At 42.0% G+C, this 24,927-nt stretch carries 25 protein-coding genes; 16 read left to right on the top strand and 9 right to left on the bottom strand.

All coding sequences use genetic code 11. From position 1 onward, the window contains the following. The first annotated feature begins 182 nt into the window (after nucleotides 1–182). The 8 genes from uxuA to E0F88_RS17515 all read left to right on the top strand — a co-directional run bounded on the left by uxuA (nucleotide 183) and on the right by E0F88_RS17515 (nucleotide 9,949). Nucleotides 183–1,376, top strand: coding sequence for a mannonate dehydratase (gene uxuA, locus E0F88_RS17550; RefSeq protein WP_131959582.1), 1,194 nt, complete (start codon nucleotides 183–185; stop codon nucleotides 1,374–1,376). Between the two features lie 99 nt (nucleotides 1,377–1,475). Beyond that, entirely contained in the window at nucleotides 1,476–2,903 is a 1,428-nt protein-coding gene (gene uxaC, locus E0F88_RS17545) for a glucuronate isomerase (RefSeq protein WP_131959581.1), read from the top strand. A gap of 168 nt (nucleotides 2,904–3,071) precedes the next feature. Continuing rightward, nucleotides 3,072–4,070 carry a sugar kinase gene (locus tag E0F88_RS17540; RefSeq protein ID WP_131959580.1) on the top strand — a complete coding sequence of 333 codons (999 nt, stop codon included), beginning with the start codon at nucleotides 3,072–3,074 and terminating at the stop codon, nucleotides 4,068–4,070. Between the two features lie 53 nt (nucleotides 4,071–4,123). Continuing rightward, the gene (locus tag E0F88_RS17535) at nucleotides 4,124–4,789 is read left to right on the top strand and encodes a bifunctional 4-hydroxy-2-oxoglutarate aldolase/2-dehydro-3-deoxy-phosphogluconate aldolase (RefSeq protein ID WP_131959579.1); all 666 of its coding nucleotides are present in this window, start codon (nucleotides 4,124–4,126) and stop codon (nucleotides 4,787–4,789) included. 182 nt (nucleotides 4,790–4,971) lie between these two features. Then, nucleotides 4,972–6,351, top strand: coding sequence for a UDP-N-acetylmuramate--L-alanine ligase (locus E0F88_RS17530; RefSeq protein ID WP_131959578.1), 1,380 nt, complete (start codon nucleotides 4,972–4,974; stop codon nucleotides 6,349–6,351). Between the two features lie 34 nt (nucleotides 6,352–6,385). Then, a complete protein-coding gene (locus E0F88_RS17525) occupies nucleotides 6,386–6,991 on the top strand; it encodes an LOG family protein (protein WP_131959577.1) in 606 nt (201 codons plus the stop codon). 52 nt (nucleotides 6,992–7,043) lie between these two features. After that, a complete protein-coding gene (locus E0F88_RS17520; RefSeq protein ID WP_131959576.1) occupies nucleotides 7,044–8,624 on the top strand; it encodes an OmpA family protein in 1,581 nt (526 codons plus the stop codon). 113 nt (nucleotides 8,625–8,737) lie between these two features. Next, entirely contained in the window at nucleotides 8,738–9,949 is a 1,212-nt protein-coding gene (locus E0F88_RS17515; RefSeq protein WP_131959575.1) for a TCR/Tet family MFS transporter, read from the top strand. On the opposite strand, the gene E0F88_RS17510 is transcribed toward E0F88_RS17515, so the two are convergent. Next, nucleotides 9,946–10,557, bottom strand: a complete 612-nt coding sequence (locus E0F88_RS17510) for a cytochrome c oxidase subunit 3 (protein WP_131959574.1) — start codon at nucleotides 10,555–10,557, stop codon at nucleotides 9,946–9,948. The two genes, E0F88_RS17515 and E0F88_RS17510, sit on opposite strands and share 4 nt — an antisense overlap. Nucleotides 10,558–10,654: 97 nt before the next feature. Then, nucleotides 10,655–11,464, bottom strand: a complete 810-nt coding sequence (gene ispE, locus E0F88_RS17505; RefSeq protein WP_131959573.1) for a 4-(cytidine 5'-diphospho)-2-C-methyl-D-erythritol kinase — start codon at nucleotides 11,462–11,464, stop codon at nucleotides 10,655–10,657. A gap of 119 nt (nucleotides 11,465–11,583) precedes the next feature. Here ispE and E0F88_RS17500 point away from each other — a divergent pair, with 119 nt between their 5' ends. Then, nucleotides 11,584–12,147, top strand: coding sequence for a Crp/Fnr family transcriptional regulator (locus E0F88_RS17500; RefSeq protein ID WP_131959572.1), 564 nt, complete (start codon nucleotides 11,584–11,586; stop codon nucleotides 12,145–12,147). A gap of 86 nt (nucleotides 12,148–12,233) precedes the next feature. Beyond that, the gene (locus E0F88_RS17495) at nucleotides 12,234–12,551 is read left to right on the top strand and encodes a DMT family transporter (protein WP_131959571.1); all 318 of its coding nucleotides are present in this window, start codon (nucleotides 12,234–12,236) and stop codon (nucleotides 12,549–12,551) included. A 44-nt stretch (nucleotides 12,552–12,595) separates the two neighbouring features. On the opposite strand, the gene E0F88_RS17490 is transcribed toward E0F88_RS17495, so the two are convergent. Beyond that, on the bottom strand, nucleotides 12,596–14,059 hold the full coding sequence (locus E0F88_RS17490; protein ID WP_131959570.1) for a M20/M25/M40 family metallo-hydrolase: 1,464 nt from the start codon (nucleotides 14,057–14,059) through the stop codon (nucleotides 12,596–12,598). 303 nt (nucleotides 14,060–14,362) lie between these two features. Here E0F88_RS17490 and E0F88_RS17485 point away from each other — a divergent pair, with 303 nt between their 5' ends. After that, a complete protein-coding gene (locus tag E0F88_RS17485) occupies nucleotides 14,363–15,844 on the top strand; it encodes a xylulokinase (protein ID WP_131959569.1) in 1,482 nt (493 codons plus the stop codon). A gap of 71 nt (nucleotides 15,845–15,915) precedes the next feature. Here the strand turns inward: E0F88_RS17485 and E0F88_RS17480 are convergent, their stop codons facing one another. Further along, entirely contained in the window at nucleotides 15,916–16,251 is a 336-nt protein-coding gene (locus tag E0F88_RS17480) for a single-stranded DNA-binding protein (RefSeq protein ID WP_131959568.1), read from the bottom strand. Nucleotides 16,252–16,469: 218 nt separating this feature from the next. On the opposite strand from E0F88_RS17480, the gene E0F88_RS17475 reads away from it, so the two are divergent. The 3 genes from E0F88_RS17475 to E0F88_RS17465 all read left to right on the top strand — a co-directional run bounded on the left by E0F88_RS17475 (nucleotide 16,470) and on the right by E0F88_RS17465 (nucleotide 19,108). Continuing rightward, a complete protein-coding gene (locus E0F88_RS17475; protein WP_131959567.1) occupies nucleotides 16,470–16,826 on the top strand; it encodes a DNA gyrase inhibitor YacG in 357 nt (118 codons plus the stop codon). 86 nt (nucleotides 16,827–16,912) lie between these two features. After that, nucleotides 16,913–18,070 carry a T9SS type A sorting domain-containing protein gene (locus E0F88_RS17470; RefSeq protein WP_131959566.1) on the top strand — a complete coding sequence of 386 codons (1,158 nt, stop codon included), beginning with the start codon at nucleotides 16,913–16,915 and terminating at the stop codon, nucleotides 18,068–18,070. A gap of 165 nt (nucleotides 18,071–18,235) precedes the next feature. Next, the gene (locus E0F88_RS17465) at nucleotides 18,236–19,108 is read left to right on the top strand and encodes an aldo/keto reductase (protein ID WP_131959565.1); all 873 of its coding nucleotides are present in this window, start codon (nucleotides 18,236–18,238) and stop codon (nucleotides 19,106–19,108) included. Nucleotides 19,109–19,129: 21 nt separating this feature from the next. Here the strand turns inward: E0F88_RS17465 and E0F88_RS17460 are convergent, their stop codons facing one another. Then, on the bottom strand, nucleotides 19,130–20,104 hold the full coding sequence (locus E0F88_RS17460; RefSeq protein WP_229213808.1) for an SAM hydrolase/SAM-dependent halogenase family protein: 975 nt from the start codon (nucleotides 20,102–20,104) through the stop codon (nucleotides 19,130–19,132). 45 nt (nucleotides 20,105–20,149) lie between these two features. Here E0F88_RS17460 and E0F88_RS17455 point away from each other — a divergent pair, with 45 nt between their 5' ends. After that, complete coding sequence (locus E0F88_RS17455) at nucleotides 20,150–21,670, top strand: GH3 family acyl-acid amido synthetase (protein WP_131959564.1); 1,521 nt, start codon at nucleotides 20,150–20,152, stop codon at nucleotides 21,668–21,670. Here E0F88_RS17455 and E0F88_RS17450 read toward each other — a convergent pair. Together E0F88_RS17450 and E0F88_RS17445 are read right to left on the bottom strand one after the other, a co-directional pair. Then, nucleotides 21,665–22,267, bottom strand: coding sequence for a hypothetical protein (locus tag E0F88_RS17450; protein WP_131959563.1), 603 nt, complete (start codon nucleotides 22,265–22,267; stop codon nucleotides 21,665–21,667). The genes E0F88_RS17455 and E0F88_RS17450 overlap by 6 nt on opposite strands. A 49-nt stretch (nucleotides 22,268–22,316) precedes the next feature. Continuing rightward, nucleotides 22,317–22,919, bottom strand: coding sequence for a hypothetical protein (locus E0F88_RS17445; RefSeq protein ID WP_131959562.1), 603 nt, complete (start codon nucleotides 22,917–22,919; stop codon nucleotides 22,317–22,319). A 165-nt stretch (nucleotides 22,920–23,084) separates the two neighbouring features. Here E0F88_RS17445 and prfA point away from each other — a divergent pair, with 165 nt between their 5' ends. Continuing rightward, the gene (prfA, locus tag E0F88_RS17440) at nucleotides 23,085–24,158 is read left to right on the top strand and encodes a peptide chain release factor 1 (protein ID WP_131959561.1); all 1,074 of its coding nucleotides are present in this window, start codon (nucleotides 23,085–23,087) and stop codon (nucleotides 24,156–24,158) included. A 152-nt stretch (nucleotides 24,159–24,310) separates the two neighbouring features. Here the strand turns inward: prfA and E0F88_RS17435 are convergent, their stop codons facing one another. Both E0F88_RS17435 and E0F88_RS17430 read right to left on the bottom strand, forming a co-directional pair. Then, entirely contained in the window at nucleotides 24,311–24,706 is a 396-nt protein-coding gene (locus E0F88_RS17435; RefSeq protein ID WP_131959560.1) for an XRE family transcriptional regulator, read from the bottom strand. Next, nucleotides 24,703–24,900, bottom strand: a complete 198-nt coding sequence (locus tag E0F88_RS17430; RefSeq protein ID WP_131959559.1) for a type II toxin-antitoxin system HicA family toxin — start codon at nucleotides 24,898–24,900, stop codon at nucleotides 24,703–24,705. The genes E0F88_RS17435 and E0F88_RS17430 overlap by 4 nt, the downstream gene beginning before the upstream one ends. Nucleotides 24,901–24,927: the final 27 nt, after the last annotated feature.

The following is a 24,927-nucleotide window of genomic DNA, read 5'->3' as shown; positions in this document are numbered from 1 at the left end:
ATTAGCTCACCAGCACTTGGCTGATGGCCATTTAACTTCGTAAAAAATCAAAAACTTAGTTTACCTAATTTGTGCGAATCCGTGTTAACTTGCGGAGTAGCTAAAAATAACCTTAAATTGCTTTAAGCGTTTGACTGTCTGGCGGTAAAAGCTGGCAGCTAGTCGCTAATAGCCTAATATTTATGTCATTAGAACAAACATGGCGTTGGTTTGGCCCGAATGATCCTGTTTCCCTACAGGATATTCGCCAGGCAGGAGCGACCGGAATTGTAACCGCTTTGCATCATATTCCAAACGGAGTGGTTTGGGAAATTGGAGAAATTCAAAAAAGAAAAGAGCTGATTGAAAACGCAGGGTTAACCTGGTCAGTGGTAGAAAGCGTTCCGGTTCATGAAGCCATTAAAACCCGCACCGGCGATTTTGAACAGTATATCAAAAATTACCAGCAGTCACTGATCAACCTGGGAAAATGCGGAATAGATACGGTTTGCTACAATTTCATGCCCATCCTGGACTGGACCAGAACAGATTTAAACGCTCCGATGAAGGACGGCTCAACCGGTTTGCGGTTTGATGCAACCCAATTTGCAGCATTTGACCTTTACCTTTTAAAAAGAGCTGCTGCTGAGGATGATTACAGTGATGAGCAAAAAGCAAAAGCAAAACAATGGCTTGCAGATGCTTCCGAAGATGCTGTTAACTTATTGGTTCGCAATATTATAGCCGGATTGCCGGGTTCAGAGGAGAGTTTTACAATTGAGGAGTTCAGAACGGTTTTGGACACTTACCGCAACGTGGGCGATCTGGAGTTACGTACACATTTGTACCAGTTCATTCAGGCAATTGCACCTGTGGCTGCTGAGGCGGGTATCAGGCTTGCCATACATCCGGACGATCCTCCTTACCCGATTTTAGGCCTTCCCCGCGTAGTCAGTACCGAAAACGATGCAATGCTTTTATTAGAAGCTTTTGATAACGAGTCAAACGGAATTTGTTTTTGCACAGGATCTTACGGCGTTCGACCGGACAATGACCTGGCAGGAATGGTAAACCGTCTGGGAAGCAAAATTCACTTCATACACCTGCGCGCAACAAGCCGGGAAGCAGATGGGAGTTTTTACGAAGCCGACCATCTGGACGGAGATGTGGATATGTACAGCGTGATGAAAGCATTGGTTGAAGAACAGCAAAAACGGATTGAAAATGGTCGTACTGATCTGAGAATGCCTTTCCGGCCGGATCACGGACACCGTATGCTCGACGATCTTTCGGCAACAAAACGAACAAACCCTGGTTATACAGCCATTGGCCGTTTGAGAGGACTTGCTGAATTGCGTGGTTTGGAAATGGGGATCAAAAGAAGTTTGAATGTTTGAAAAGTTTGAATGTTTGGAAAAGTGGGAATGACATGTCAAACAATCAAACTTTCTAAGAATCAAACTGAACAATTTTATATAGAGAAATATTCCGATAGCATGGCAACAACAGTTTCCGCAGGACAAAAAACTTTCGTAGATGAAAACTTCCTTTTAAGATCCGAAACGGCGCGGATCTTATATCATGACTACGCGAAAAACATGCCGATCATCGATTACCATTGCCATCTCCCCCCTGATCAGATTGCAGAGGATCGCCAGTTTGAGAACCTTACGCAGATCTGGCTTTACGGAGATCATTACAAATGGCGGGCAATGCGTGCCAATGGCATCAATGAAAAATATTGTACAGGCAACGCCGGCGACTGGGAAAAGTTTGAACAATGGGCAGCAACGGTTCCTTACACAATGCGTAACCCGTTGTATCACTGGACTCATCTGGAATTGCTTCGTTACTTTGATATCGATATTCTGTTAAATAAAGATACAGCCCGCGAAATTTATGACGAGTGTTCGGCCAAATTAAAGCAGCCGGATTTTACAGTAAAAAGTCTGCTGAAAAAAATGAACGTGAAGGTAATCTGTACAACGGATGACCCTACTGATTCACTTGAATATCACAAAAAAATCAGTGACAGCGGATTTGATATCAAAGTTTTACCGACTTTCCGTCCGGATAAAGCGATGCTGCTGATCGATTCTCCTGCTGATTTCCAGCAATATCTTGCAAAACTTGCTGAAACGGCGGGTGTAAGCCAAATTGAATCTTATGAAGATCTGCTGGTTGCTTTGCAAAATCGTCACGACTTTTTTGCTTCGATGGGAGGAAAGTTATCTGATCACGGGTTGGAGCATATTTATTCTTCATTTGAAGAAAGCACTGCGAAACAGGCTTTTGCGGCATCGTTAAAGGGAGAAGTTCCTTCTGCTGAACAAAGCACTGCATTTAAATCTGTCCTGCTTTATGATCTGGCTAAAATGGATCATGCAAAATCATGGACACAGCAGTTTCACCTGGGTGCTTTAAGAAACAACAATGCAAGAATGCTGCGCGAACTTGGGCCGGATACAGGCTGGGATTCGATTGGTGATTATAGCCAGGCGCAGGCGTTATCTAAGTTTTTAAATAAACTCGATTCAACAGATCAGCTTGCCAAAACGATTTTGTACAACCTGAATCCTGGTGACAACGAAGTGCTGGCTACCATGATCGGAAACTATAACGATGGTTCGGTTGCCGGAAAAATGCAGTTTGGTTCAGGCTGGTGGTTTCTGGATCAAAAGGATGGAATGGAAAAACAGATGAATGCATTATCCAATATGGGGCTTTTGAGCCGCTTTGTCGGAATGCTTACTGACTCTCGTAGTTTCCTTTCTTATCCAAGACATGAGTATTTCAGAAGAATACTTTGTAACCTGATCGGAAACGATGTGGAAAACGGAGAACTACCGAATGATCTTCCGTGGCTGGGAAAACTGGTGTCGGATATTTCCTACAATAACGCGAAAAATTATTTCGGATTTTAAAAGTAAGTTTTCTTAAAGCCGATCTTATGCGAATAAATAGATAGCCCGAAACTGAACGTTAAGGGCTATTTTAATTTATAATACCTTATTTTTGAACAGATATTCATTTTACCAAAGGCAGTTGATTACGCAGAATTTATGCTGACTAATTGTCGATAGTTTTATTATATGGCTCAGATTATTTCTTTCGGGGAAGTGCTTATGCGACTTTCTACACCGGGGTTCTCCCGTTTTGAACAGGCACGTCAGTTAAATGTAACCTATGCCGGCGGAGAAGCAAATGTATCATCAGCTCTGGCATATTGGGGACATAAAACGGCGCATGTAACCCGTTTCCCGGACTCGCCAATCGGCCGTGCCGCATCTCAGTATTTAAGTACGCATGGTGTTGACACCTCGCATATTATTTATGGAGGGCCAAGAATGGCGGTTTACTTTCTTGAAACCGGAGCTGCATTAAGAGGAAGCCAGATCGTTTACGATCGCGCGAACTCTTCACTGGCAACGATTGATCCGGAAGAAATTAACTGGGATGAAATACTTAAAGATGCAAAATGGTTTCATTGGGCCGGGATCACGCCGGCTTTGTCTCAGGGAGCAGCAGATGCACTTTTGAACGGAATCAAAACCGCCCGTAAATATGGCTTAACCGTTTCAGGGGATATTTTCTATCGTGCCAATTTGTGGAAGTATGGTAAAAAACCTTCGGATATTCTTCCGGAACTCACTGCCGGAACGGACGTTGTGATTGCCAATAAGGAAAATATACTGGAAATATTTGGCATAGAAGGAAACGATTTTGTCGAATCAAGTGTCAATTTACAGAAGGCTTTTCCACAGGTTAGTAAAGTTGTGGATACAAAAAGGACTTCAATCAGTGCTTCTCACAACCTGCTTCGTGCCTTGCTTTGGAACGGAACGGAATTACTGGAAACTGCTGATATCGAAATAAATCCGATCATTGACCGTGTAGGCGGCGGTGATGCTTTCATCGCCGGATTGATCCACGGACTGATCTCTTTCAATGGGGATGATCAGAAAGCGCTTGAATTTGGTGTAGCCGCTTCAGCGCTTAAACATACGATTGAAGGAGATGCTTTAATTTCTACTGTTGCAGAAGTAGAAGCGATCAGACAGGGAGAAACTTCGGGACGGATAAAAAGATAATATTTATAAAAAAGTTAACGGCTATTAGCTAACAGCTATTGTCAACAAAAATTATGGATAAGGAAACAACATTGGTACTTCTCAACAAAGTGGGCGTACTTCCGCTTTTTTATCATGCAGACGTGGAAGTCGCTAAAGAAGTTATTAATGCAAGTTACCGCGGCGGTGCCCGGGTATTTGAATTTACCAATCGTGGAGAAAACGCTTTTAATGTATTTACAGAGCTTTTGGCTTATGTAAAAGAAAGTCTTCCCGGATTATCATTTGGAATTGGTACCATTTACGATGCTGCAACTGCTCAGAAATATGTTGATGCAGGAACAGACTTTATCGTAACGCCCTGCCTGAACCCGGAAGTTGGGAAGGTTTGTGCGGTAGCAAATATTCCCTGGATACCGGGTATCACTACGCTTACTGAAATTTACAATGCAACACAGGCAGGAGCCGAAGTTGTAAAATTATTTCCGGGAGATGTAGTTGGTTCTAAATTCGTAAAGGCAATAAAAGGACCGATGCCGAATATTAAAATTATGGTAACAGGCGGCGTTCAGCCAACCAAGGAAAGTATCGACGAATGGTTTGGTGCAGGAGTTTATGCAGTGGGACTTGGCTCTAATCTATTTCCAAAAGAAGTTTTAGCAGAAGGAAATTATACCTGGATACAGCAAAAAGTGGCCGAGAGCATTGAATTGGTTAAGGAATTCCGTGTTAATTCGTAATCGCTTTTTCACAAATAATAATAGTTTTTATAGCCGGGGAGTACTTCTCCGGCTATTTTTTATTTAAACAAAGTGATTTGAAACGAGCGTTATCTTAACTTTTTGTCCAAAGCTCCGCGTGGTTGATTGGCATGAAGGTCAATTCTTGTTAACTTCGCTCCGAATCAGTTTCAATTCCTGCAATGAGTCAAATTTCATCTTCGCGTAAAATACATTTTATATCAATTGGTGGCAGTGTTATGCATAACCTGGCCATCGAACTTCATCTGAAAGGCTATCTTATTACAGGTTCAGATGACGAAATATATGAACCTTCTGCCAGTCGTTTGGCTCAATACGAATTATTGCCGGCCATGACAGGCTGGTTTCCTGAAAAAGTTACGGAAGATCTGGAAGCAGTTATTTTAGGAATGCATGCACGCCAGGATAATCCCGAGCTTGCAAAAGCAAAAGAGTTAGGTATTAAAATTTATTCGTATCCGGAATATATTTTTGAACAAAGCGTTAACAAACAGCGCGTTGTTGTTGCCGGAAGTCATGGTAAAACAACCATTACGTCCATGATCCTTCATGTACTTAAATTTAACAACCGGATTTTTAATTATCTGGTTGGTGCACAGCTTGAAGGGTTTGATAACATGGTAAAGCTTTCTGACGAAGCGCCGCTGATTGTTATAGAAGGAGATGAGTACTTCACGTCACCTTTGGACCCGACGCCTAAATTCATGCATTATCAGCCGCATATTGCATTAATCAGCGGTATCGCCTGGGACCATTTTAATGTGTTTCCAACCTGGGAGTTGTATGTGAAACAATTTGAATTATTAGCTGATTCTTTACCAAAAGCAGGAGCTATCGTCTTCGATGAAACGGATGATATGCTTGATGTTATCGGTCAAAAGGGCCGGCCAGACGTAATCAGCACGCCATACAATGTTCATCCTAACAAAATTGAAGGTGGCAAAACGATATTGATCACTGCCGAACAAGGTGAAGTTCCGGTTTTGGTTTTTGGGGATCATAATATGAAAAACATCAGCGGTGCACGGGCTGTTTGTGAACGTCTTGGGATTACTGATGAGCAGTTTTATAATGCAATACAAACATTTAAAGGTGCTTCCAAAAGAATGGAGTTACTCGGTAAAAGCGATACAGTCAGCATTTACCGCGACTTCGCTCATGCACCTTCCAAAGTGGGAGCAACGACCTCTGCCCTAAAAGAGCAGTTTCCTGACAGAACGTTGGTAGCCGTTGCTGAATTACATACGTTCAGCAGCCTTAACAAAGCGTTTTTAAAACAATACAGAAGAAAACTGAATGCGGCCGACATCGCGGTGGTTTATTTTAATCCCTTAACGATTGAACATAAAAGGCTCGAACCACTTTCAGAAGATGATATCAGAACTGCTTTCAAACGCGATGATCTGAAAATATTTACTGATTCTAATGAACTGGGCGCTTTTATAAAATCACAGAACTGGAATGATGCAAATTTACTGCTCATGAGTTCCGGTACCTTCGGAGAGATCGATTTGAAAGGGTTGGTGGAGGATATTGTTTAAGTAGAAGGTTAATAACGAGGAAAATCTTAACAGCATGCATTCTATCGTCGTTTACTGCGGATCTAATTTTGGTAAAAATCCTGTTTATGCAAAAGCCGCATACGCATTGGGAGACGAACTTGCCAAGAGAAAAATTAACGTGATCTACGGCGGCGGAAACATGGGGTTGATGGGACGTGTTGCGGATGGTTCCCTGGAAAACGGCGGCTCGGTAACCGGAATTATCCCCAATTTTCTGGCAAAACTGGAAGTTGCGCAAAAAACGCTGACAGAGCTGCATTTTGTCGAAACCATGCATGAGCGAAAGGCCAAGATGGTTTCGCTGTCTGACGGCGTTATTGCGCTCCCGGGCGGTTATGGCACTTTCGATGAATTGTTTGAAATTCTGACCTGGGCGCAGCTGAAGATTTTCGAAGGACCGGTGGGTATCCTTAATATCAATGGTTACTACGATTTGCTGATTTTGCAACTGGATAAAATGGTAGAAGAAGGTTTTCTGCATACAGATAACCGTGAGCTGCTTCTTGTTTCGGATGACGCTGTGGAACTGCTGACTAAAATGGAAGAGTTTGTCCAGAAGAATCCGGGAAATAAGCCGCTGGATAAATCGTTATATGTTGAAAATAAAGAGTTAGAATGATATTTCGGTGACTTCTAACACTACACCACTAAAAATACCCTCATATAAAACGATGCGAATTTTTCTTTTTCTGATCGTATTTACTTTTGTTTTTACCGCCAGCCAGGCGCAATTGGAAAACCTGGGCAAGATGGTCAATACGGAATATAACGAAATTGCTCCGACCATTTCTCCGGACGGGAAGACCATCTATTTTTCTCGTGTAAGCCATCCGCAAAATACACATGGAGCGAAAGGCAGTCAGGATATCTGGTATTCTGAACTTAAAAATGACCTTTGGTCTCAGGCAAGAAGATTGCCATCTCCATTGAATAAAGAAGATTATAATAGTCTTTACAGCATCACTCCGGATGGTAATACGCTTTTGCTAAAAGGATCCTATAAAAATGGGGTTTATGAAACAAGAGGATTTTCTACCAGCAAAAGAACAACAAGAGGATGGGCTGCACCAAATAAAATTGACATTCCCGGTTATGCAAAAATCAGTAAGGGCCAGTTCGACTGCGGGTATCTTTCAACCGATGGAAAGGTTTTAGTAATGTCTTTTAGTGAAAAGAAAAACAGTAAAGTGGATGATCTTTATGTGAGTTTTAAACAAAAAGACGGCTCCTGGTCGAAACCATTAAATCTGGGGCCTGAGATAAATAGTGAAGAATTTACCGAAACAACCCCGTTTCTAGCCCCCGATGGCGTAACGCTTTATTTTTCAAGTGACCGAAAAGGAGGGCAGGGAAGTAATGACATCTATTACAGCAAGCGTATCGACAAATCCTGGAAGAGATGGAGTCGGCCTGTTAATCTGGGATCCGCTATCAACACCGATGGTTACGATGCTTATTACTCCATTTCTGCTATTGGTGATTATGCTTACATGGTTTCTTTTAAGGATACTGAAGGAAAAGGAGATGTTGTCCGTTACAATCTCCAGCCAAAACAAGTGCCCGGAGATACTGCCAAAGCAACAATTGCAATTGTCCCAACATCCGACCCCGTAGCGCTGATCAGTGGAAAGGTTACGGATTCAAAAACAGGAAAACCTGTGGAAGCTTCCATTATTTATGAAGACCTGGCAACAGGAGAAGAAGTCGGAACTGCCACAACTAATCCGCTAACCGGCGAATATAAACTGGTTTTACCCAAAGGCAAAAAATACAGCATGCGTGCAGTTGCATCAAACTTTATTGCAGAGGGTGAAAACGTCGATTTAACCGATTCGACTGCGGACGGCAAGTCAAAAAAATATAGCGAAATCAATAACAAATCGCTGAAACTGATTCCGATAGAAGAAGGACAAATCGTGAGGTTGAACAACATTTTCTTCGCAACCGGAAAATCTACGTTAAACAGTGAATCGTTTCCTGAGCTTAACCGTATCGCAATCACGATGGCAGAAAATAAAACGCTGTTTATTGAACTTGGCGGACACACGGACAATGTGGGTGGTAATGAATTTAACCTAAAACTGTCTCAGGACCGGGCAGATTCCGTACAGGAATATCTGATTGGAAAAGGAATTGAACCCGACCGCGTAGCAAGTAAAGGTTATGGAGAAACCGTTCCTGTTGCCAAAAACGATACACCGGAAGGGCAGCAGCGTAACCGGCGAGTGGAGTTTAAGATTTTGAAAAAATAGTATTTTGTAATGCCTGAGCCATTGTCTCATTTCAACTACGGCAAAACAAATTTTCGGTTCATATTTGGTTGTTGATCAGGATTTAGCTGTATTTTTGAACATAACACTACGCTATGTCCGCCAAACGATCTCCTGCCCTGGGTTTTATCTTTGTCACTTTGCTGATCGATGTTATCGGTCTTGGAATCATCATTCCTGTAATGCCCAAGCTCATCAGCGAGCTCACAGGCGACAGTATCAGCGCAGCTTCCCGTGATGGCGGATGGCTTTTGTTTGCCTACGCCTTTATGCAGTTTATTTTTGCTCCCGTAATCGGTGGCATCAGCGACCAGTTTGGCCGCAGACCGGTTTTACTGGCTTCACTTTTCGGCTTTGGTGTCGATTACGTTTTTCTTGCTTTCGCTCCCACACTTGCCTGGCTTTATGTCGGACGGGTCATCGCTGGTATCATGGGTGCAAGTTTCACTACAGGCGCCGCTTACATCGCGGACATCAGCACGCCTGAAAAACGGGCACAGAACTTCGGGTTGCTTGGGGCGGCTTTTGGACTTGGTTTTATTATAGGACCGGTTTTGGGAGGTTTGCTTGGGCAGTATGGTTCGCGCGTTCCGTTTATGGCTGCCGCAGTATTATCATTTGTAAACTGGCTATATGGTTACTTCATCCTGCCGGAATCCCTGCAGCCTGAGAATCGCCGGAAGTTTGAATGGTCGAGAGCAAATCCTTTGGGCTCATTTAAAAATCTGAAAAGGTACCCGGTCATTTACGGACTTATTGTTTCACTGGGTCTGGTTTATGTAGCTTTGCATGCCGTTCAAAGTAACTGGTCATTTTATGTGATCGAAAAATTTGGATGGAGTGAAGCCCAGATCGGCTATTCGCTGGGAGCAGTGGGATTGTTAAGCGCTGTAATTCAGGGTTACCTGATTCGTCTGATCATTCCAAAACTGGGGCAGAAACGAGGCGTTTATCTTGGCTTACTGCTTTATGCGGTTGGTTTTACTTTGTATGCTTTTGCCACCCAGGGCTGGATGATGTATGTTTTTATGGTTCCGTACATCCTGGGAAGTATTGCCGGTCCATCCCTGCAAGGTATTATTTCAACACAGGTGGCAGCAAATGAGCAGGGTGAAATTCAGGGAGCACTTACAAGCCTTCAAAGCCTTACTTCTATCATCGGCCCGCCGTTAATGACCAATTTATTTTCTTACTTCACGCAGCCCGCTGCTCCGGTTTATCTTCCGGGTGCCCCAATGCTAATGGCGGCCGTTCTAACACTGGTTAGCACTTACCTGGCCAGAAGGAGCCTCAAACGTAATTTTTAATATAAAAGGACGAGAAAAATAAAAACAGCAAGCCACAAAGCATCAACAAAATGCCAGTAACGTGTCATTAATTTGAGGCGAAGACGGTTTGGAGGGTTGACGCTGTAAACAAAAGAATCCACATAGGTTCTGTTTTTAACAGCCTTTTGGAAAAGAATGCTTAGATAAACAATGCCGCCCAAAATGTGTAACAGGTGAAGACCCGTGAGCAGGTATACGAATGCGATGGAATTATTTTGTCCCGCGAAAGCACCTGCTTTAATCATTTCCAGCCAACCGCTTATTTGCAGTAACATAAAAGTTACTCCTAGAATAAAAGTGGTTCCTAAAAAGACGCGGTAATGTAAGAAACGTTCCTGAACAAAGGCCAGGTTGGCTTCATGCAAGGTTATACTGCTGAATAAGATGACTAGTGTACTCAGCCAGAACATATCAGGAAGTGCAACAAAATGATCTTGCTCTTCGTGCATACGCACCAGATAAACGATAAAAATGGTTGTAAACAAGAGTGAACTGCCAATCACACCAAGCCAGAGCATGAAGCCCAGTGGCTCCCTTCTTCTGGAGAATGGGTTTTCCCGTAATTTGGTAGAAGGCCTTGTGCTCATCCCTGTTTATCAATCTTTTATAAGGCTCTGATTTAAAGCAACAAGTGAATATAATGACAATTTATTTACCATTTACATACTTGTTGTAAGAATAAATCTACATCAATGCACCGTGCCAGACATTAAAACGTTCAAAATGGCCGGACAGATCAATTTCTTTTTCAAAAATTCCATATAAAGTCGACCCTGATCCGCTCATTGCTGCATATACAGCACCGAAATCGTATAAATCTTGCTTTATATTTTCTAAGAGAGGATATTTTATAAAAAGTGTAACCTCGAAATTATTTTTTACAATGTTTTTCCAGGCGGCGAGTGGTTCTTTTAATATGAGTTTTAAATCATATTCAGGCTCTTCGGGTTTTATTCCTGAGTATGCCTCAATCGTGGAAATATGAATACCGGGATTAACCATTACAATCCATTTCCCCTTTAAACTCAAATCAACCGGCTCAAACTGATCACCTTTTTCAAAAGCGAAAACCGGCTTGTTTTGAATAAAGAAAGCACAGTCGCTGCCTAATCTACGTGCATAGTCCTGTTGTTTTTCCAAAGAAATTTCTAATCGGAACAATTGATTTATAGCCTTGATCGAGAATGCAGCATCAGAAGAGCCACCGCCTAGTCCCGCGCCGATGGGGATTATTTTCAGTAAATGAATGGAAACGGGTGGCAGTGAATAGTCAGCTGCAATCATCTGATAGGCCTTTACACACAGATTATCAGATTCTTTTCCGGGAATGAATGAACCATCTGAGTGAAAAGAAAACACATCTGCGGGAATGATTTCCAGCGCATCCGACCAGCCGACAGGATAAAAACAGGATGTGATATTGTGATATCCGTCAGTTCGTTTTTTAACGATATTCAGGCCGATATTGATTTTCGCATTTGGAAAGACAAGCATTGGAAACATAAATTTTGGGATGCAAATATCTGCATTTCTTACTAATGATCGGTCGGGTTCTGCCTCAATCTTTATCTTTGTTAGTAAACGGGATTCTCGTTTGGTTAACTGGTACCGCTTTGGAAAACACGATCAGGAAAATTGTCAGTTTAAATCCGGCAGAAATCTGTCTGAGCAGGCTGGTGCCACTGCTGCAAAAGGAAATTTATCCAAAAGGGTATTTACTTATCCGGGAGGGGAAAACAGAACGCTCATTATTTTTTCTTGAAAAAGGTGTTGCACGCGCCTTTTGTAATCAGGACGATAAAGAAGTGACTTTCTGGTTTGGAGAGGAAGCTGATATTTTACTTTCCTTAAACAGTTATTTTGCTGATAAACCCGGATATGAAAGTATTGAATTGCTGGAAGAATCCATAGTTTACAAAGTTTCGCACAGGGAGTTACAGCGTCTTTATGATTTGGAGATTGAGCTTGCAAATTGGGGAAGGAAGCTGGCTGAATCGGAATTTATTAAAGCTGATCAGCGGTTTATCAGTCAGCAATTTAAACCGGCAGCAGAACGGTACCGGGAATTTACTGAAACTTATCCTGGGTTGTCAAAAAGAATTCAGCTGGGTCATATCGCTTCGTATCTTGGCATCAGCCAGGTTTCACTGAGCAGGATTCGCGGTGAACGGCAATGAGCTTTTTTAACAAATGTAAAATGTTTTGGTAATAAAACGGGCGAGCTTTGCAACCTTACCAGCTGACGTAAATCGTCTCAAACAAAATGGCCTGGATTTTTCTTATCGTAGCAGGAGCCTTTGAAATTGGCTTTACAACCTGCCTGAAATTATCAAATAATTTCTCAAATTTTAAGTGGACCGTCGCTTTCCTGATTTGTATCAGTATGAGCTTTCTTTTGCTGAGTAAGGCGATCCAAACGATTCCGATTGGTACAGCTTATGCTGTTTGGACGGGAATAGGAGCAGTAGGAACTGTGTTGATGGGGATGATTTTGTACAAAGAACCAACCGATTTCTGGAGACTGTTTTTTGTATTTCTTTTGATCGGTTCGATTGTAGGGTTAAAAGTAGTTGCAAAGTGAAACTGAAACCGGTATCATGTTTAATAACCAGTTTCAGTTTCACTTTATTTGCCCCAGCGCCATTCCTGGCCTAAAACTAATTCCTGCTTTAATCCCTGAGAGATTAAAAAGTCACGGGTGCTGGTGTCAGAAAGTTTTTTCACAGCCAAACTTTCGGTATTGGCCAGTGCATACAGGTACATCGAAGCGATTCTTACCGTATTTTCAAGCTGATCTTTATTTACCAGGCTAAAATCATCGCAGTCGGCATGATAGCATTGTAAAACAGCCGGAGTCAGCTGACCTGAAAGACCTGCAATGGGAACGCCTTCAAGCATAAACGGCTGATGATCGCTATGTAAGCCTGCACGATTTAATATTTCATTTTTGAATGAAGGATCAACATTTTTAACAGCAGCACCGACCGTTTTGAAAAAATCCGTCATTTCTTCTCTTCCAAATGTATTGGCACCGATCGGGTCGTTGGTCATATCGAGGTTCATCATGTAAGCGACTTTTTCAAGTGCACCCGTTTTTTTTAGTTCTTCAACAAAATGTTTTGAACCAAGCAGACCTTGCTCTTCACCCATAAAAAGAACAAACTGAACAGTGCGTTCGGGTTTTACTTTAAGTGACTTAAACGCTCTTGCCACATCCATTACCGCAAACGAGCCAATTCCGTTATCGATCGCACCCGTCGCCAGATCCCATGAATCAAGGTGTCCGCCAATGATCACTTTCTCATCCGATTTTCCTTTTAATGTAGCAATGACATTTCGTGCTTTAATCGGCTTTGAAACATTATGCATTTCAATATTAGCTTCTAAAGGTGCTTCCTCTTTAAGCCATTTACGAACTTCATTGCCACTGTCATTGGAAATACAAACAGCCGGAATCGAGATGATTCCACCTGTAACGGATGCCGTTCCGGTAAGCAGAATTTTGCCCGGAGCACCATTTACCATGATAATGCCAACCGCTCCGTACTGAATCGCCAAAGCCGTTTTCTCTGACCGGTGAAGATTTTTTTTGCCTGTGACACCAACAAGTCCGATGTTAGCAAGTGCTATTTTCCCCTTTATTTTAGCTTTAACTGCTTCAAAATCCTCCTCCAGCCCGTTACCAACGTCTACGATTTCGCCCTGTAATTTTGCATCAACCGGCGAATGCGCCAGTGAAACGACCGGAACGTCGCGAAAGTTGTCGCTGCTTCCGGGAGCAATACTAAGCGTAACCGTATCACGCATCCATGCTTCCACTTCAAAAGGCTGGTAGGCAACATCAGTAAATCCGTAGCTTTTTAATAGTTTAAAGGCATATTCTTCCGCCTTTTCGCCATTTGCACTTCCCGTAAGCCGGTGCCCGATTGTTTTGGTAGCTTCACCAAGAGTTTGGTAGGCTTTACTGTTTTTCCTTACATCGGAATCTAGTTTCGAGAAAGTCTTCTCCCATTTTTTGTCTTTTGGCCTGAAACCTGCAGACAGTAGAATAATTCCGCCCACTAAAATAAATTGTACAGCTTTTCTCATAAAAGGATGTTTTGCGAAAGTCCCGGAAAGACAAATTTACATAAATCCCGGACTCTCAGGGATAACACAATTTAGACTTCAAATTGATTCCAATAGTCTCAATATCTTTACAAAATAATGGTGTTTTAAGATATTATTTTTAACAGCGTATGGAATACCGGATGAATAAAACCCATGTATTTAATAATACGTGTATATTTTACACTTAAACGAAGATAAATCTTGAATGTTTGAGCATTTTTGAAAATTTAACCGCTTATCTTTAAAAATTCGTAGCATTTAATCATAATTAAAATAATAAATATGTATTTCCTGGGATTTGATTTAGGCAGTTCATCCGTAAAAGCTTGTTTACTTCATGCCGACACCGGAGTGGTAGCTGCATCGGCTTTTTACCCTGAGAAGGAAATGACAATTGCCGCACCAAAGCCCGGTTTTGCTGAGCAGCAGCCTGAATTATGGTGGGAAAACGCATGCCTTGCGTCTCAGGCAGTAATGCAAAAATCGGGTATTTCTCCTAACGAAATCGGAGCTATAGGTATTTCTTACCAAATGCACGGACTGGTGGTAGTCGACAAAAATCTCAATGTATTACGACCTTCCATTATCTGGTGTGACAGCCGGGCAGTGGAAGTTGGAAACCGGGCGATGGAAGCGCTGGGAGAAGAATATGTACTTCCTCATTTACTTAATTCTCCCGGGAATTTTACTGCTTCCAAGTTAGGCTGGGTAAAACAGAATGAGCCTGAGGTTTATGCAAAAGTTGATAAATTTATGCTTCCAGGCGACTATCTGGCAGCACGCATGACAAATGAAGTTGTTACTACACCCTCAGGTTTGTCCGAAGGGATATTCTGGGATTTTGTCAATGAACGTCCTGCCGATTTTCTTTTTAATCATTTCGGCTTTGATCCTTCCCTGATGCCAACCGTTCTGCCCACTTTTTCTGAGCAGGGGCGTGTTACGCCGGAAGCAGCTTTGGCTCTTGGTATTAAAGCTGGTACACCAGTTACTTATCGTGCAGGTGATCAGCCAAATAATGCTTTTTCTTTGAATGTACTGGAACCGGGTGAGGTTGCTGCAACCGCCGGAACCTCGGGTGTTGTTTATGGTGTAAGCGATCAGATCAAATTTGATTCGCTGTCCAGAGTCAACACATTTTTACACGTGAATCCGATATCAAAAGCATCCCGTTATGGTGTTCTTCTATGTGTCAACGGAACCGGCAGCCTGAATGGCTGGCTGAGAAATTCGCTGATGCAGGGAACAGTTTCATATCCTCAAATGAATGAACTGGCCGCTCAGGCACCCGTAGGCTCAGACGGATTGCTTTGTCTGCCATTTGGTAACGGAGCCGAAAGAATGCTTGAAAATCAGGATCCCGGAGCAACCTTCAAAGGTTTACAATTTAGTCGTCATGGATTAAGCCACTGGACCCGTGCTGCTCAGGAAGGCATTGTTTTCGCATTGTATTATGGTATGGAAATCATGGAAACTGTGGGCGTATCATTAAAAAATATCAGGGCTGGTGAAGCCAACATGTTCCTGAGTCCCGTTTTTCGTGAAACATTTGCTAACGTTTCAGGAGCAACCGTTGAACTGATCAACACAGATGGTGCTCAGGGTGCCGCCCGTGCTGCGGGTTTTGGCTTGGGTTATTACAAAACAAGAGAGGACGCCTTCACCGGGTTATCCGCATTAAGAACCATTGAGCCAGACCTTGCTGTAAGAGAAGCTACCAAAGAAGCTTACGGGAAATGGAAAGAGGCTTTGGTGAATGGTTGATTTTAATACAGAATCCTGGCTACATAAATACTGCCAGGATTCTGTATCAGAATGTGAGTAAAAGCCCATTCTCACGCCTTCACCTCCTGATCTTTCACCACCTCGTCTACTTTGGACGCAACTATTTCAACTACCCGGACGGTTTGGTTTTCTTTGTTTTGATATTGCCGGTAATTTAGTTTGCCTTCGATCGATACCATCTTGCCTTTTTCCAACAAGGTTTCGCAGCGCTCTGCAAGCTGTCCCCATGCTACAATGGAATGCCATGCTGTGTTTTTGACCTCTTCCTTGTTTTTATTGATATAAGACTCGTGGGTAGCCAAAGAAAAGGTTGCCACTTTTCCGCCATCAAATTCTTTTACATTGATTTCGCGGCCTACGTTTCCGATTAATTTTACTGAGTTCATGTTTGTAATAGTTTAAAGGTTGAATGAATTTGTCTGTTGTAAATCGACACGACAAAGGTGTGGGATTGCCAAAACGTTATTCGGTTTTTAACTATTTACAGTCATATAAAAACATTTGCACCCGTTTGCAAATGGAAAAGTTCTTTTTTATAACTTGCACAAGAAGTTGATATACACACCTGTTAGATCCGTTTGGATTTAATTAATCATTGAATGAAATGGCAGATTGTTTGGAGTGCGGAAAGCCGTTGATGGGCAGAATTGATAAGAAATTTTGCTCTGATATGTGCAGAAACAGCTACAATAACCGGTTGAATTCGGATTCCTACAACGTGATCCGTAATATGAATAACCAGCTCCGTAAAAACCGCAGGATACTGGAAGAGCTTTGTCCCGATGAAAAATCAAAAACTACAAAAACAACACTGGCTACTAAAGGCTTTGATTTTAATCTGATTACGAGTATCAGACCTACACAAAAAGGCAATATCTACCATTTTGTCTATGATTATGGCTATCTGGCGCTGGATAATGATTTTTATCTGATCGTGAAGGATAAAAGGCTGGAAAAATAAATGACTTTTTCTCTGGTTGTAAGTCTCAATGTTTTGCCTGATTAATAATTAGTTAAATCATTCATGACACTAAAACCAAAGTACTTATGAAAGTTATTTTCCGTACCCAATCGCTTTTGCTGTTGATTTTAACTCTTATTTTACCTGCCACGGTATTTGGTCAAATCTACACGAACACTTTCACAGGTGCTTCAGCCTGTCCTACCCCCGGAAATGTTCCTGTGGTTGCGACAAATGCAACCGGATCCGGATTGAGCCGAACCAGCGTCACCTGCAATGCCACGCTCAGTACCTTTAACTCCAGCACGCTTAATAATACCGCAATTATCACCGACTCTTACATTCAATTTTCGGTAGCCGCTAATGCCGGATATCAGTTAAATCTGACTTCATTGAGCTTTTTCAGGCAAGGCAGCAATACGGCTCCCAATCAGCTGGAAGTTCGTTACAGTACCGACGGGTTTGCAACTGCCGGTACCAGCTGGGGAGCTGCACCGACGACAGCAGCAACGGGGTCGGTTGCTACCTGGGATTTTACCGACTTTCTGTCGCCCGTTGGCGGAACAGTCACATTTCGGATTTACCCTTACGGGACGCAGCGTGTGAGCGGATCCGGAACAGCCCAGGCTGGCGGCACTTTCAGGTTAAATGATGTAACAGTGAATGGCACAGTTACCGGTACACTTCCGGTGAAATTAATTTCTTTTAACGGGTATCCGCAGGACAATTCAGTTGTATTAAAATGGTCGACTGTTTGGGAAGAAGAAAATGAGGGATTTGCAGTTGAAAGAAGTAATGATGCGATCCGATTTTCTGAAACTGCTTTTTTGAAAGGTAATATCAATACAAAATCCCAATCTGATTATGAATACAGAGACGGTGAATTGCAGCAGGGACAAACCTATTACTACCGGCTTAAACAATTGGATTTGGATGGCAGTTTTGCTTATTCAAGAATAATTTCGGTAAAAATATCTGATAAAGCAAATCCGGAAAGTTTTATCTATCCGAATCCTAACCGGGGTAGTTTTACGGTTCAGGGAGGAGACATGAAGCCAGGCTCTATCAGGCTGTATAATTCTTCGGGCTCCGAAGTTCCTGTTGTGGTAAATCCGGCTAATGGTAATAACTCATTTTTACTAAAAGCGAAATCTGACTTATTGCCCGGCTTATATCATATTAAAGTAAATACCCAGAACGATAAGGGCAGATCAAAACTGTTTAAAGTTGTTGTGACTGATTAAAAAACAGAGTTTTATAGAAATTTAACGAATCCGGAGTCTTCTGGTCCTCCGGATTTTTCATGCAATTTTATCAAAGCCTCAAAACAAAACGCCTGCTTAAGAGGAATTTGGATTGCTATTTTTAAAATAAGGGTATTTTTGCACTTTGATTCAAACAACCGCCGAATGAAAAAAGTTAGTTTAAGCGATTCCGGGCCGAAAGTATCCGAGGCAATTTATGGTTTCTGGAGATGGACGGACGAAGGTGCTGTCACCACAACCGCCATAGAGAAAACGATTAATTTATGTCTGGAGCTTGGCATCAATACCTTTGACCACGCAGATGTATACGGGAATACCACCATTGAAGAACACTTTGGGAAAATCATCCGTAATAAATCTTTCAAGAGAGAGGATATCGTTTTGTTCAGCAAATGCGGTATCAGAAACTCAGATTCCGGCAGTCAGTATTACGATACATCCAGAGATCATATTGTCAATAGTATTAACGGCTCCCTGAAAAGATTACAGACCGATTATCTGGATATCTTTTTATTACACCATAGTGATTTTCTGACAGATCCTGAAGAAACAGCCGGTGCATTGGCAGAGGTTGTGAAGTCGGGAAAGGCAAAACACATTGGTGTGACGAATTTTTCTGTATTTCAGCACCAGCTTCTTGCATCATACCTGAGAATCCCGATTGTAACGAATCATATTGAACTCAATCTGATGAATACCTCGGCCATCGAAGACGGGCGGATTGATTATATCAAACAGTGTTTCAGCAAACCACTAGCCTGGGCTCCGCTTGCAGGGGGGAAAATTTTAAGCGGAGAAGATGAGCAGGCTGTGCGTCTCAGAGCAAAACTTGAAGAAGTCGGCAGTAAATACGATGCCAACATTGAACAGACTGCCGTGGCCTGGCTGATGAGACTGGGCACTTTGCCAATTATCGGTTCTTTATCTGAAAGCCGGATCAGAAATGCTGCTAGTGCTTCTGATATTAAACTGAGCCATCAGGACTGGTACGAAATCTACCAGACGACTGTGAAATAATAAAAGCAGGAGGTGAAGGGTTTACTTTTTACTTAATTCAACAAACCATTCACCTCCGCTGGAAACCTTATAGGTTTTTGCAAAGTCTCCCATATTGATTCCCACGGAAAAATTCATCAGGCTGTTGAAGTAACCTGCATTTTCACCCTCCTTTACTTCTCCAAAGGTATTGACATATTTTATCGTCCCATCGAATGCTGTCGTATCCTTTGTAAACAATCTCACATTTACAGTATCTCCAAGCCGAACACCCAGTTTGTCAAAGGTCTTCTGATCAACATTTGTCCAGACATTCCCGTACTGCACATCCAGAACCGGAATTCCTCCTTTGATTTTACTACCATCAAATACAGGCTTTTGGTAAGGAATGGATATAACTTTATTAGGGAGTTTGAGCCCGACCTTATCCAGCGTAATAATTTTAGCAGCTAACCTGGCACCTGTAAAAGCATAAACGTCCCGCCCGTGGAATGTGTAAGATGCTCCTGAGTTTTTTCGCCGGTTTACAGCTTCATCAATTTCCCTGATTTCCTGGATACCTAACTGTTCCGCGATCAGCGTAAGCGTTCCATTGTCAGGAGTGACAAAGTAGTGACTTGACTTAGTAAGCAAAACAACCGACTTGCGGTCTGTCCCCACTCCAGGATCTACAACGGAAACAAAAACAGTTCCCGCCGGCCAGTAAGGAGCAGTTTGAACCAGACGATAGGAAGCTTCCCAAATGTTATAAGCAGGAATTTCATGCGTTATGTCGTAAATTTTAATGTTAGCAGATATGCCTGACGCTACGCCTTTCATGGCAGATACAGCTCCATCTTTCAGGCCAAAATCGGATTGAAAAACCAGAATGTTATTCTGCGCATGAAGCAGGTTGGAGGCGACAACTGTCAGAAGAAAGATCAGAAGATTGTTTTTCAAAGATAAATGCGGTTTCATATCAGTGAACTGGTTTACAGGCAAGCGTAAAATTACCAACTCTCTGTTTAAATGTGGCATGACTTTTTCCCGTTTTGAACTAATATTAACTTACTCTACGACAAGATGGCCATCATTGGTGAATTAATTAAAAAAGCAATTGACTTTACAGGTATGATCATGTCGGATCCTGATCCTGTTGAAGCACAAAAAAAGGTACTGAAAGAACTTCTTGAAACCGCGAAATTTACCGCCTTTGGCAAAGCCTATCACTTTAAGGATATCTTGGCGAGAGATAATATCATCGCTGAATTTCAGAAAAATATACCCGTTCATGATTATGATAAAATGCATGGTGACTGGTGGCATTATCTCCTCGAAGGGCACCAAAATGTTACCTGGCCCGGCGGACAGGGTTATTTCGCTTTGAGCAGCGGCACGACAAGTCATAGCAAACACATTCCGGTAACAGAAGAAATGCTTGCTTCGATTCGTAAAGCGGGGATGATTGAAATAGCAAATCTGAAAGCGTTTGATCTGCCGGGTGATTTTTTTACAAGGCAAATCCTGATGCTGGGAAGCAGTACAAACCTGATTGAAAAAGAAGATCATAAAGAGGGAGAAATCAGTGGGATCAGTGCCAGCAACCTGCCAGCCTGGTTTGGCGGATTTTATAAACCGGGACGTGAAATTGCGGACATCACAGATTGGGATGAGCGCGTAAAAAAAATAGCGGAGCAGGCAGCAGACTGGGACATAGGCTGTATATCAGGTATACCAGCCTGGGTGGAATTAATGTTAAAAGAAATTATCAGCTACCATAACCTGAACAACATTCATGATATATGGCCAAATCTGATGGTTTATACGACCGGTGGTGTAGCTTTTGAACCTTACAGGAAAAGTATGGAAAAATTGCTTGCGCATCCTTTGATCTATATCGATACCTATCTGGCTTCCGAGGGTTTTATGGCTATTCAAAAACGGCCGGATACGATGGCAATGGCATTATTTCCGGACAATGGCATTTTCTATGAATTTGTGCCTTTTGATGAAAACCATGTGGATGAAGACGGATTGGTTAAAGAAGGTGCAAAAGTACTTTCATTGGGAGAAGTCGAAGAAGATGTGTCTTATGTCCTGCTGATTTCAACCGTTGCGGGTGCCTGGCGATATATGATTGGCGATACGGTAAAGTTTACGGATAAGCAAAAAGCAGAAATAGTTATTACCGGTCGCACAAAACATTATCTTAACGTAGTAGGCTGCCAGTTGTCTGTAAATCAAATGAACGATGGGTTGCGGGTTATTGAACAGGAATATGATGTTGTGATCAAGGAATTTATTGTAGCTGCCGTCCATCGCGACGAAGAGTATATTCATAAATGGTATCTGAGCTGTGATAAAAAACCGGATGATGTTCAGGTAGCGGAATCGCTGGATAAAACACTTCGGGAAAATAATAAAAACTATAACGTTGCGCGTGGCAAGGCGTTAAAAGGAGTAGAGGTGGAGTTGATTCCGGAAGAGATTTTTTACCAATGGAGCGAAGAAACGAAAAAACTTGGCGGACAGGTTAAAATTCCCAGAGTGATGAAAGAAGAACAGTTTCTGGAATTTGGAAAATACGTAAAGGAGCACTTATGATGTAGTGCCAAGCTGTTTGGCTTCGTAAATTCGTACCTGTTCGACGATGTCATCAGGGGACAGATAAAGCCTTGCAATCTTGTTTTTATATTTTTCGGAAAGCTGGGCGTGACTCAGAATAAATTTTTTGGTCTGCAGAATATAACTACCCAATCCATGATCAACGGCGTAGGTATCTGCTACCCGTTCCGCATGGCGGATGAAGTTGGCCGATAACAGATAACCTAATCCGAACTTAACCATACCCGTAATGCTGCGGTTTTCGTAATCCATCACATGCCCAAGTTCATGTCCGATCCAGCCGATCATAATGTCCTGAGGTATTTGATGGATAGGGATCGCGGTGGTCGTTAAGCGAAAAAGTGCACTGATGTTTATTTTATAGCCACGTTTTCCCTTTAGCATTGCAGGAACGTCAGGCTGTGCCTGCATTACCGATTTTTTTATATTTTGTTTAAATACAAAATCAATGGGGGTTTTCCTGAGCTCGGGGTAAAACGACAGGGCTTTCAAGACTTCATTTTCGATCACCTTGGGAATCTTCTTGTTTTCCCTGAAAGATTCAAATGAAGATATGTTGTCGGATGAAGGGTTCATAATGGTATAAGGCAATGATAGTATTTCTAAACTAAAACCATTCCTCATCTTACTCTTTCAGCATTTTTGCATCCAGTTTGCGAATAATTTCTTTTTTATCAAAAAGCAAGCGCCAGACCGCAAAAGGTATTTCCTGCCCGGCCATACATGTTTTACAAACCGGATTTTCTGCCAAAACAGGCACGTTATAAACCAAGAGTGTATCATTCAGCTGCTGGACGTTATCACTGGCAGCGGCTTTGGCCTTAGCACTATATAAATAAGCCTCCATTAGTTCGCGTTCTTTGGGATTTAGTGCGGGATTTTTTACATCTGCTGCTCCCAATAATTGAATTAGAACGCCATATTCCTTTTGCATGGCAGCAACAAGCGGTATTTTAGACAAATCTTTGCAAAGTTCAGAGGCTTTTTCCGGATTTGCTTTTAGCTCTTTTTCGAGCGCTTTTTCTGCAATTTTAGAAATTTTTTTGCCCCATTCGTCAACAGTGTACACAAGCTGTGTGTTTGTAACACGCTTAATCTGAGATGCTTTGATCTCCTTGGAGAGTTCTTTGGTATTTTCCAGACGTTTGGAATTACAAGCAGACAGCATGGCCAGTAAAACAAAAGTTAAGGCAAGAGACTTATTAAATGTCGCGGGCAGGTGTTTCATAAGGATTAAACGCATTTTGGGAAAGCGGAATTCAAATATGCGTATTTTAAATCAAAACCCACATTTTCCGTTATTCAAGATTGAATCATTGTCAGTAAGCATTCAAAACTGAATATTGACTATCTTTGTGCCCCAAATGACTAATGCCCAAGAGATCGTAATATCATGCTAGATAAATTAGAAGCCATAAAGGAACGTTTTGAAGAGGTTTCGCAACAGATTATACAACCTGAAATTGTTTCAGATTCTGCCCGTTATTCTAAGATAAGCAAGGAATACAAGGATCTGGGCAAGATTGTTGACAAGTATGCAATTTATCAAAAGCTGCAAAAAGATATTGCGGGAACCAAGGAGCTTATCGACAATGAAAAAGATGAAGATCTGCGGGAAATGGCTAAGGAAGAACTCAATGACCTGAATCCGAAAATGGAGATTTTGGAACAGGAAATTAAAGAAATGCTTATTCCGAAAGATCCGAACGACAGTCGCAACATCATTCTTGAAATACGCGGCGGAACAGGTGGAGATGAAGCCGCTATTTTTGCCGGCGATCTTTTCCGGATGTATCAGCGGTTTTTTGAAAAAATGGGCTGGCGTGCATCCATCATGGATTTCACCGAAGGAACTAACGGTGGTTACAAAGAAATTATCTGTAAAGTTGAAGGTGAGGATGTTTATGGAAAGATGAAATTTGAATCCGGTGTTCACCGCGTTCAACGAGTACCACAGACAGAATCGCAGGGACGTATCCACACCTCAGCAGCTTCGGTTGCCGTTTTGCCTGAGGCAGAAGAAGTTGACGTTCAGATCAATATGAATGATGTCCGGATTGATACATTTATGTCATCAGGCGCAGGTGGGCAGTCTGTAAACACCACATACTCTGCTGTTCGTCTGACACATATTCCTTCTGGATTGGTTGTGAGCTGCCAGGATGAACGCTCACAGCTGAAAAACAAAGAAAGAGCTTTGGGGGTGCTTCGTTCTCGTTTGTATGAAATCAAACTGAAAGAACATAACGATGCGGTCAGTTCGCAGCGTAAGTCCATGGTTGGCAGCGGCGACCGTTCGGACAAAATCAGAACCTACAATTACCCGCAAAGCCGCATTACCGATCACCGTATCGGTTACACAGTTTATAACCTTCCGGCTGTAATGGAAGGTGATATTGCCGAATTTATCGAAAGATTAAGGATCGCAGAAAACGCAGAACGAATGCAGGAAGGGGAAACGGTATAAATTTGTATTGATAAGAATAGCCTCATAACTATTGGACAGAATCCCTAACAGGGATTAACCTGAATAGCCCCGGATGAAATGCGGGGAAAAATGGGTTGTGGTAGTAACTATCCCAATGGGGTTGAACATTGTGATCCGATTCTCAATGGCTATTATGACATTAAAAACTGAATGGCAGTTAACTCCTTTCCTACTTGCTGCACACCCTGTAATATTCTTTTAGTTTGATTTGCCGAAGGCTTTTTTATGCCACTAATATATTGTGCAAGAAGGCTTTGATTCATTCCTATCCGTTCACTAAGCGCTTTTACATTTATTACCTTATAAAAATCAAAAAAACTTTGGATATCCGGTTTTAACACAATTTCATCAATTGTGTAAACAAAGCCTAAATCCTGAAATGATAAATTTACAGCCTCAAGAATATTAGTTTTTAGTTCATCGAAATCATCTCCTTCAGTACCAATAAACCTATTTTGAATAGAGGCAGAGGCACTGTAACCTATCTCTTCCTTAATAATATTTATGATGATTGATGGCTTTTTCATCGCTTATTTGTTTTAATTTCTGCTTGTTTCAACAGCGCACTCAACAATCCTTTCTTTACTTCCTTACTGTTATGAAAAGGTACGGTTAACTGTTCTTTTTTTGCAGGGTGCTGCATAATGATGTGACTACCTGATTGCCTAACTTCATACCAGCCATCTTTTTTGAGGATTCTAAAAAGTTCGCTATATTTCATTTATGTAAAAGTAATAAATATATTACC

The organism is Dyadobacter psychrotolerans, assembly GCF_004349265.1.
Classification (GTDB): domain Bacteria; phylum Bacteroidota; class Bacteroidia; order Cytophagales; family Spirosomataceae; genus Dyadobacter; species Dyadobacter psychrotolerans.
This window is presented reverse-complemented; position numbering and strand designations above follow the sequence as displayed.

Bases quoted from the DNA above. Each gene is read 5' to 3' on its own strand.
- uxuA (WP_131959582.1), top strand. From the start codon at position 183: ATGTCATTAGAACAAACATGGCGTTGGTTTGGCCCGAATGATCCTGTT.
- uxaC (WP_131959581.1), top strand. From the start codon at position 1,476: ATGGCAACAACAGTTTCCGCAGGACAAAAAACTTTCGTAGATGAAAAC.
- E0F88_RS17540 (WP_131959580.1), top strand. From the start codon at position 3,072: ATGGCTCAGATTATTTCTTTCGGGGAAGTGCTTATGCGACTTTCTACA.
- E0F88_RS17535 (WP_131959579.1), top strand. From the start codon at position 4,124: ATGGATAAGGAAACAACATTGGTACTTCTCAACAAAGTGGGCGTACTT.
- E0F88_RS17530 (WP_131959578.1), top strand. From the start codon at position 4,972: ATGAGTCAAATTTCATCTTCGCGTAAAATACATTTTATATCAATTGGT.
- E0F88_RS17525 (WP_131959577.1), top strand. From the start codon at position 6,386: ATGCATTCTATCGTCGTTTACTGCGGATCTAATTTTGGTAAAAATCCT.
- E0F88_RS17520 (WP_131959576.1), top strand. From the start codon at position 7,044: ATGCGAATTTTTCTTTTTCTGATCGTATTTACTTTTGTTTTTACCGCC.
- E0F88_RS17515 (WP_131959575.1), top strand. From the start codon at position 8,738: ATGTCCGCCAAACGATCTCCTGCCCTGGGTTTTATCTTTGTCACTTTG.
- E0F88_RS17510 (WP_131959574.1), bottom strand. From the start codon at position 10,557: ATGAGCACAAGGCCTTCTACCAAATTACGGGAAAACCCATTCTCCAGA.
- ispE (WP_131959573.1), bottom strand. From the start codon at position 11,464: ATGCTTGTCTTTCCAAATGCGAAAATCAATATCGGCCTGAATATCGTT.
- E0F88_RS17495 (WP_131959571.1), top strand. From the start codon at position 12,234: ATGGCCTGGATTTTTCTTATCGTAGCAGGAGCCTTTGAAATTGGCTTT.
- E0F88_RS17490 (WP_131959570.1), bottom strand. From the start codon at position 14,059: ATGAGAAAAGCTGTACAATTTATTTTAGTGGGCGGAATTATTCTACTG.
- E0F88_RS17485 (WP_131959569.1), top strand. From the start codon at position 14,363: ATGTATTTCCTGGGATTTGATTTAGGCAGTTCATCCGTAAAAGCTTGT.
- E0F88_RS17480 (WP_131959568.1), bottom strand. From the start codon at position 16,251: ATGAACTCAGTAAAATTAATCGGAAACGTAGGCCGCGAAATCAATGTA.
- E0F88_RS17475 (WP_131959567.1), top strand. From the start codon at position 16,470: ATGGCAGATTGTTTGGAGTGCGGAAAGCCGTTGATGGGCAGAATTGAT.
- E0F88_RS17470 (WP_131959566.1), top strand. From the start codon at position 16,913: ATGAAAGTTATTTTCCGTACCCAATCGCTTTTGCTGTTGATTTTAACT.
- E0F88_RS17465 (WP_131959565.1), top strand. From the start codon at position 18,236: ATGAAAAAAGTTAGTTTAAGCGATTCCGGGCCGAAAGTATCCGAGGCA.
- E0F88_RS17460 (WP_229213808.1), bottom strand. From the start codon at position 20,104: ATGCCACATTTAAACAGAGAGTTGGTAATTTTACGCTTGCCTGTAAAC.
- E0F88_RS17455 (WP_131959564.1), top strand. From the start codon at position 20,150: ATGGCCATCATTGGTGAATTAATTAAAAAAGCAATTGACTTTACAGGT.
- E0F88_RS17450 (WP_131959563.1), bottom strand. From the start codon at position 22,267: ATGAACCCTTCATCCGACAACATATCTTCATTTGAATCTTTCAGGGAA.
- E0F88_RS17445 (WP_131959562.1), bottom strand. From the start codon at position 22,919: ATGAAACACCTGCCCGCGACATTTAATAAGTCTCTTGCCTTAACTTTT.
- prfA (WP_131959561.1), top strand. From the start codon at position 23,085: ATGCTAGATAAATTAGAAGCCATAAAGGAACGTTTTGAAGAGGTTTCG.
- E0F88_RS17435 (WP_131959560.1), bottom strand. From the start codon at position 24,706: ATGAAAAAGCCATCAATCATCATAAATATTATTAAGGAAGAGATAGGT.
- E0F88_RS17430 (WP_131959559.1), bottom strand. From the start codon at position 24,900: ATGAAATATAGCGAACTTTTTAGAATCCTCAAAAAAGATGGCTGGTAT.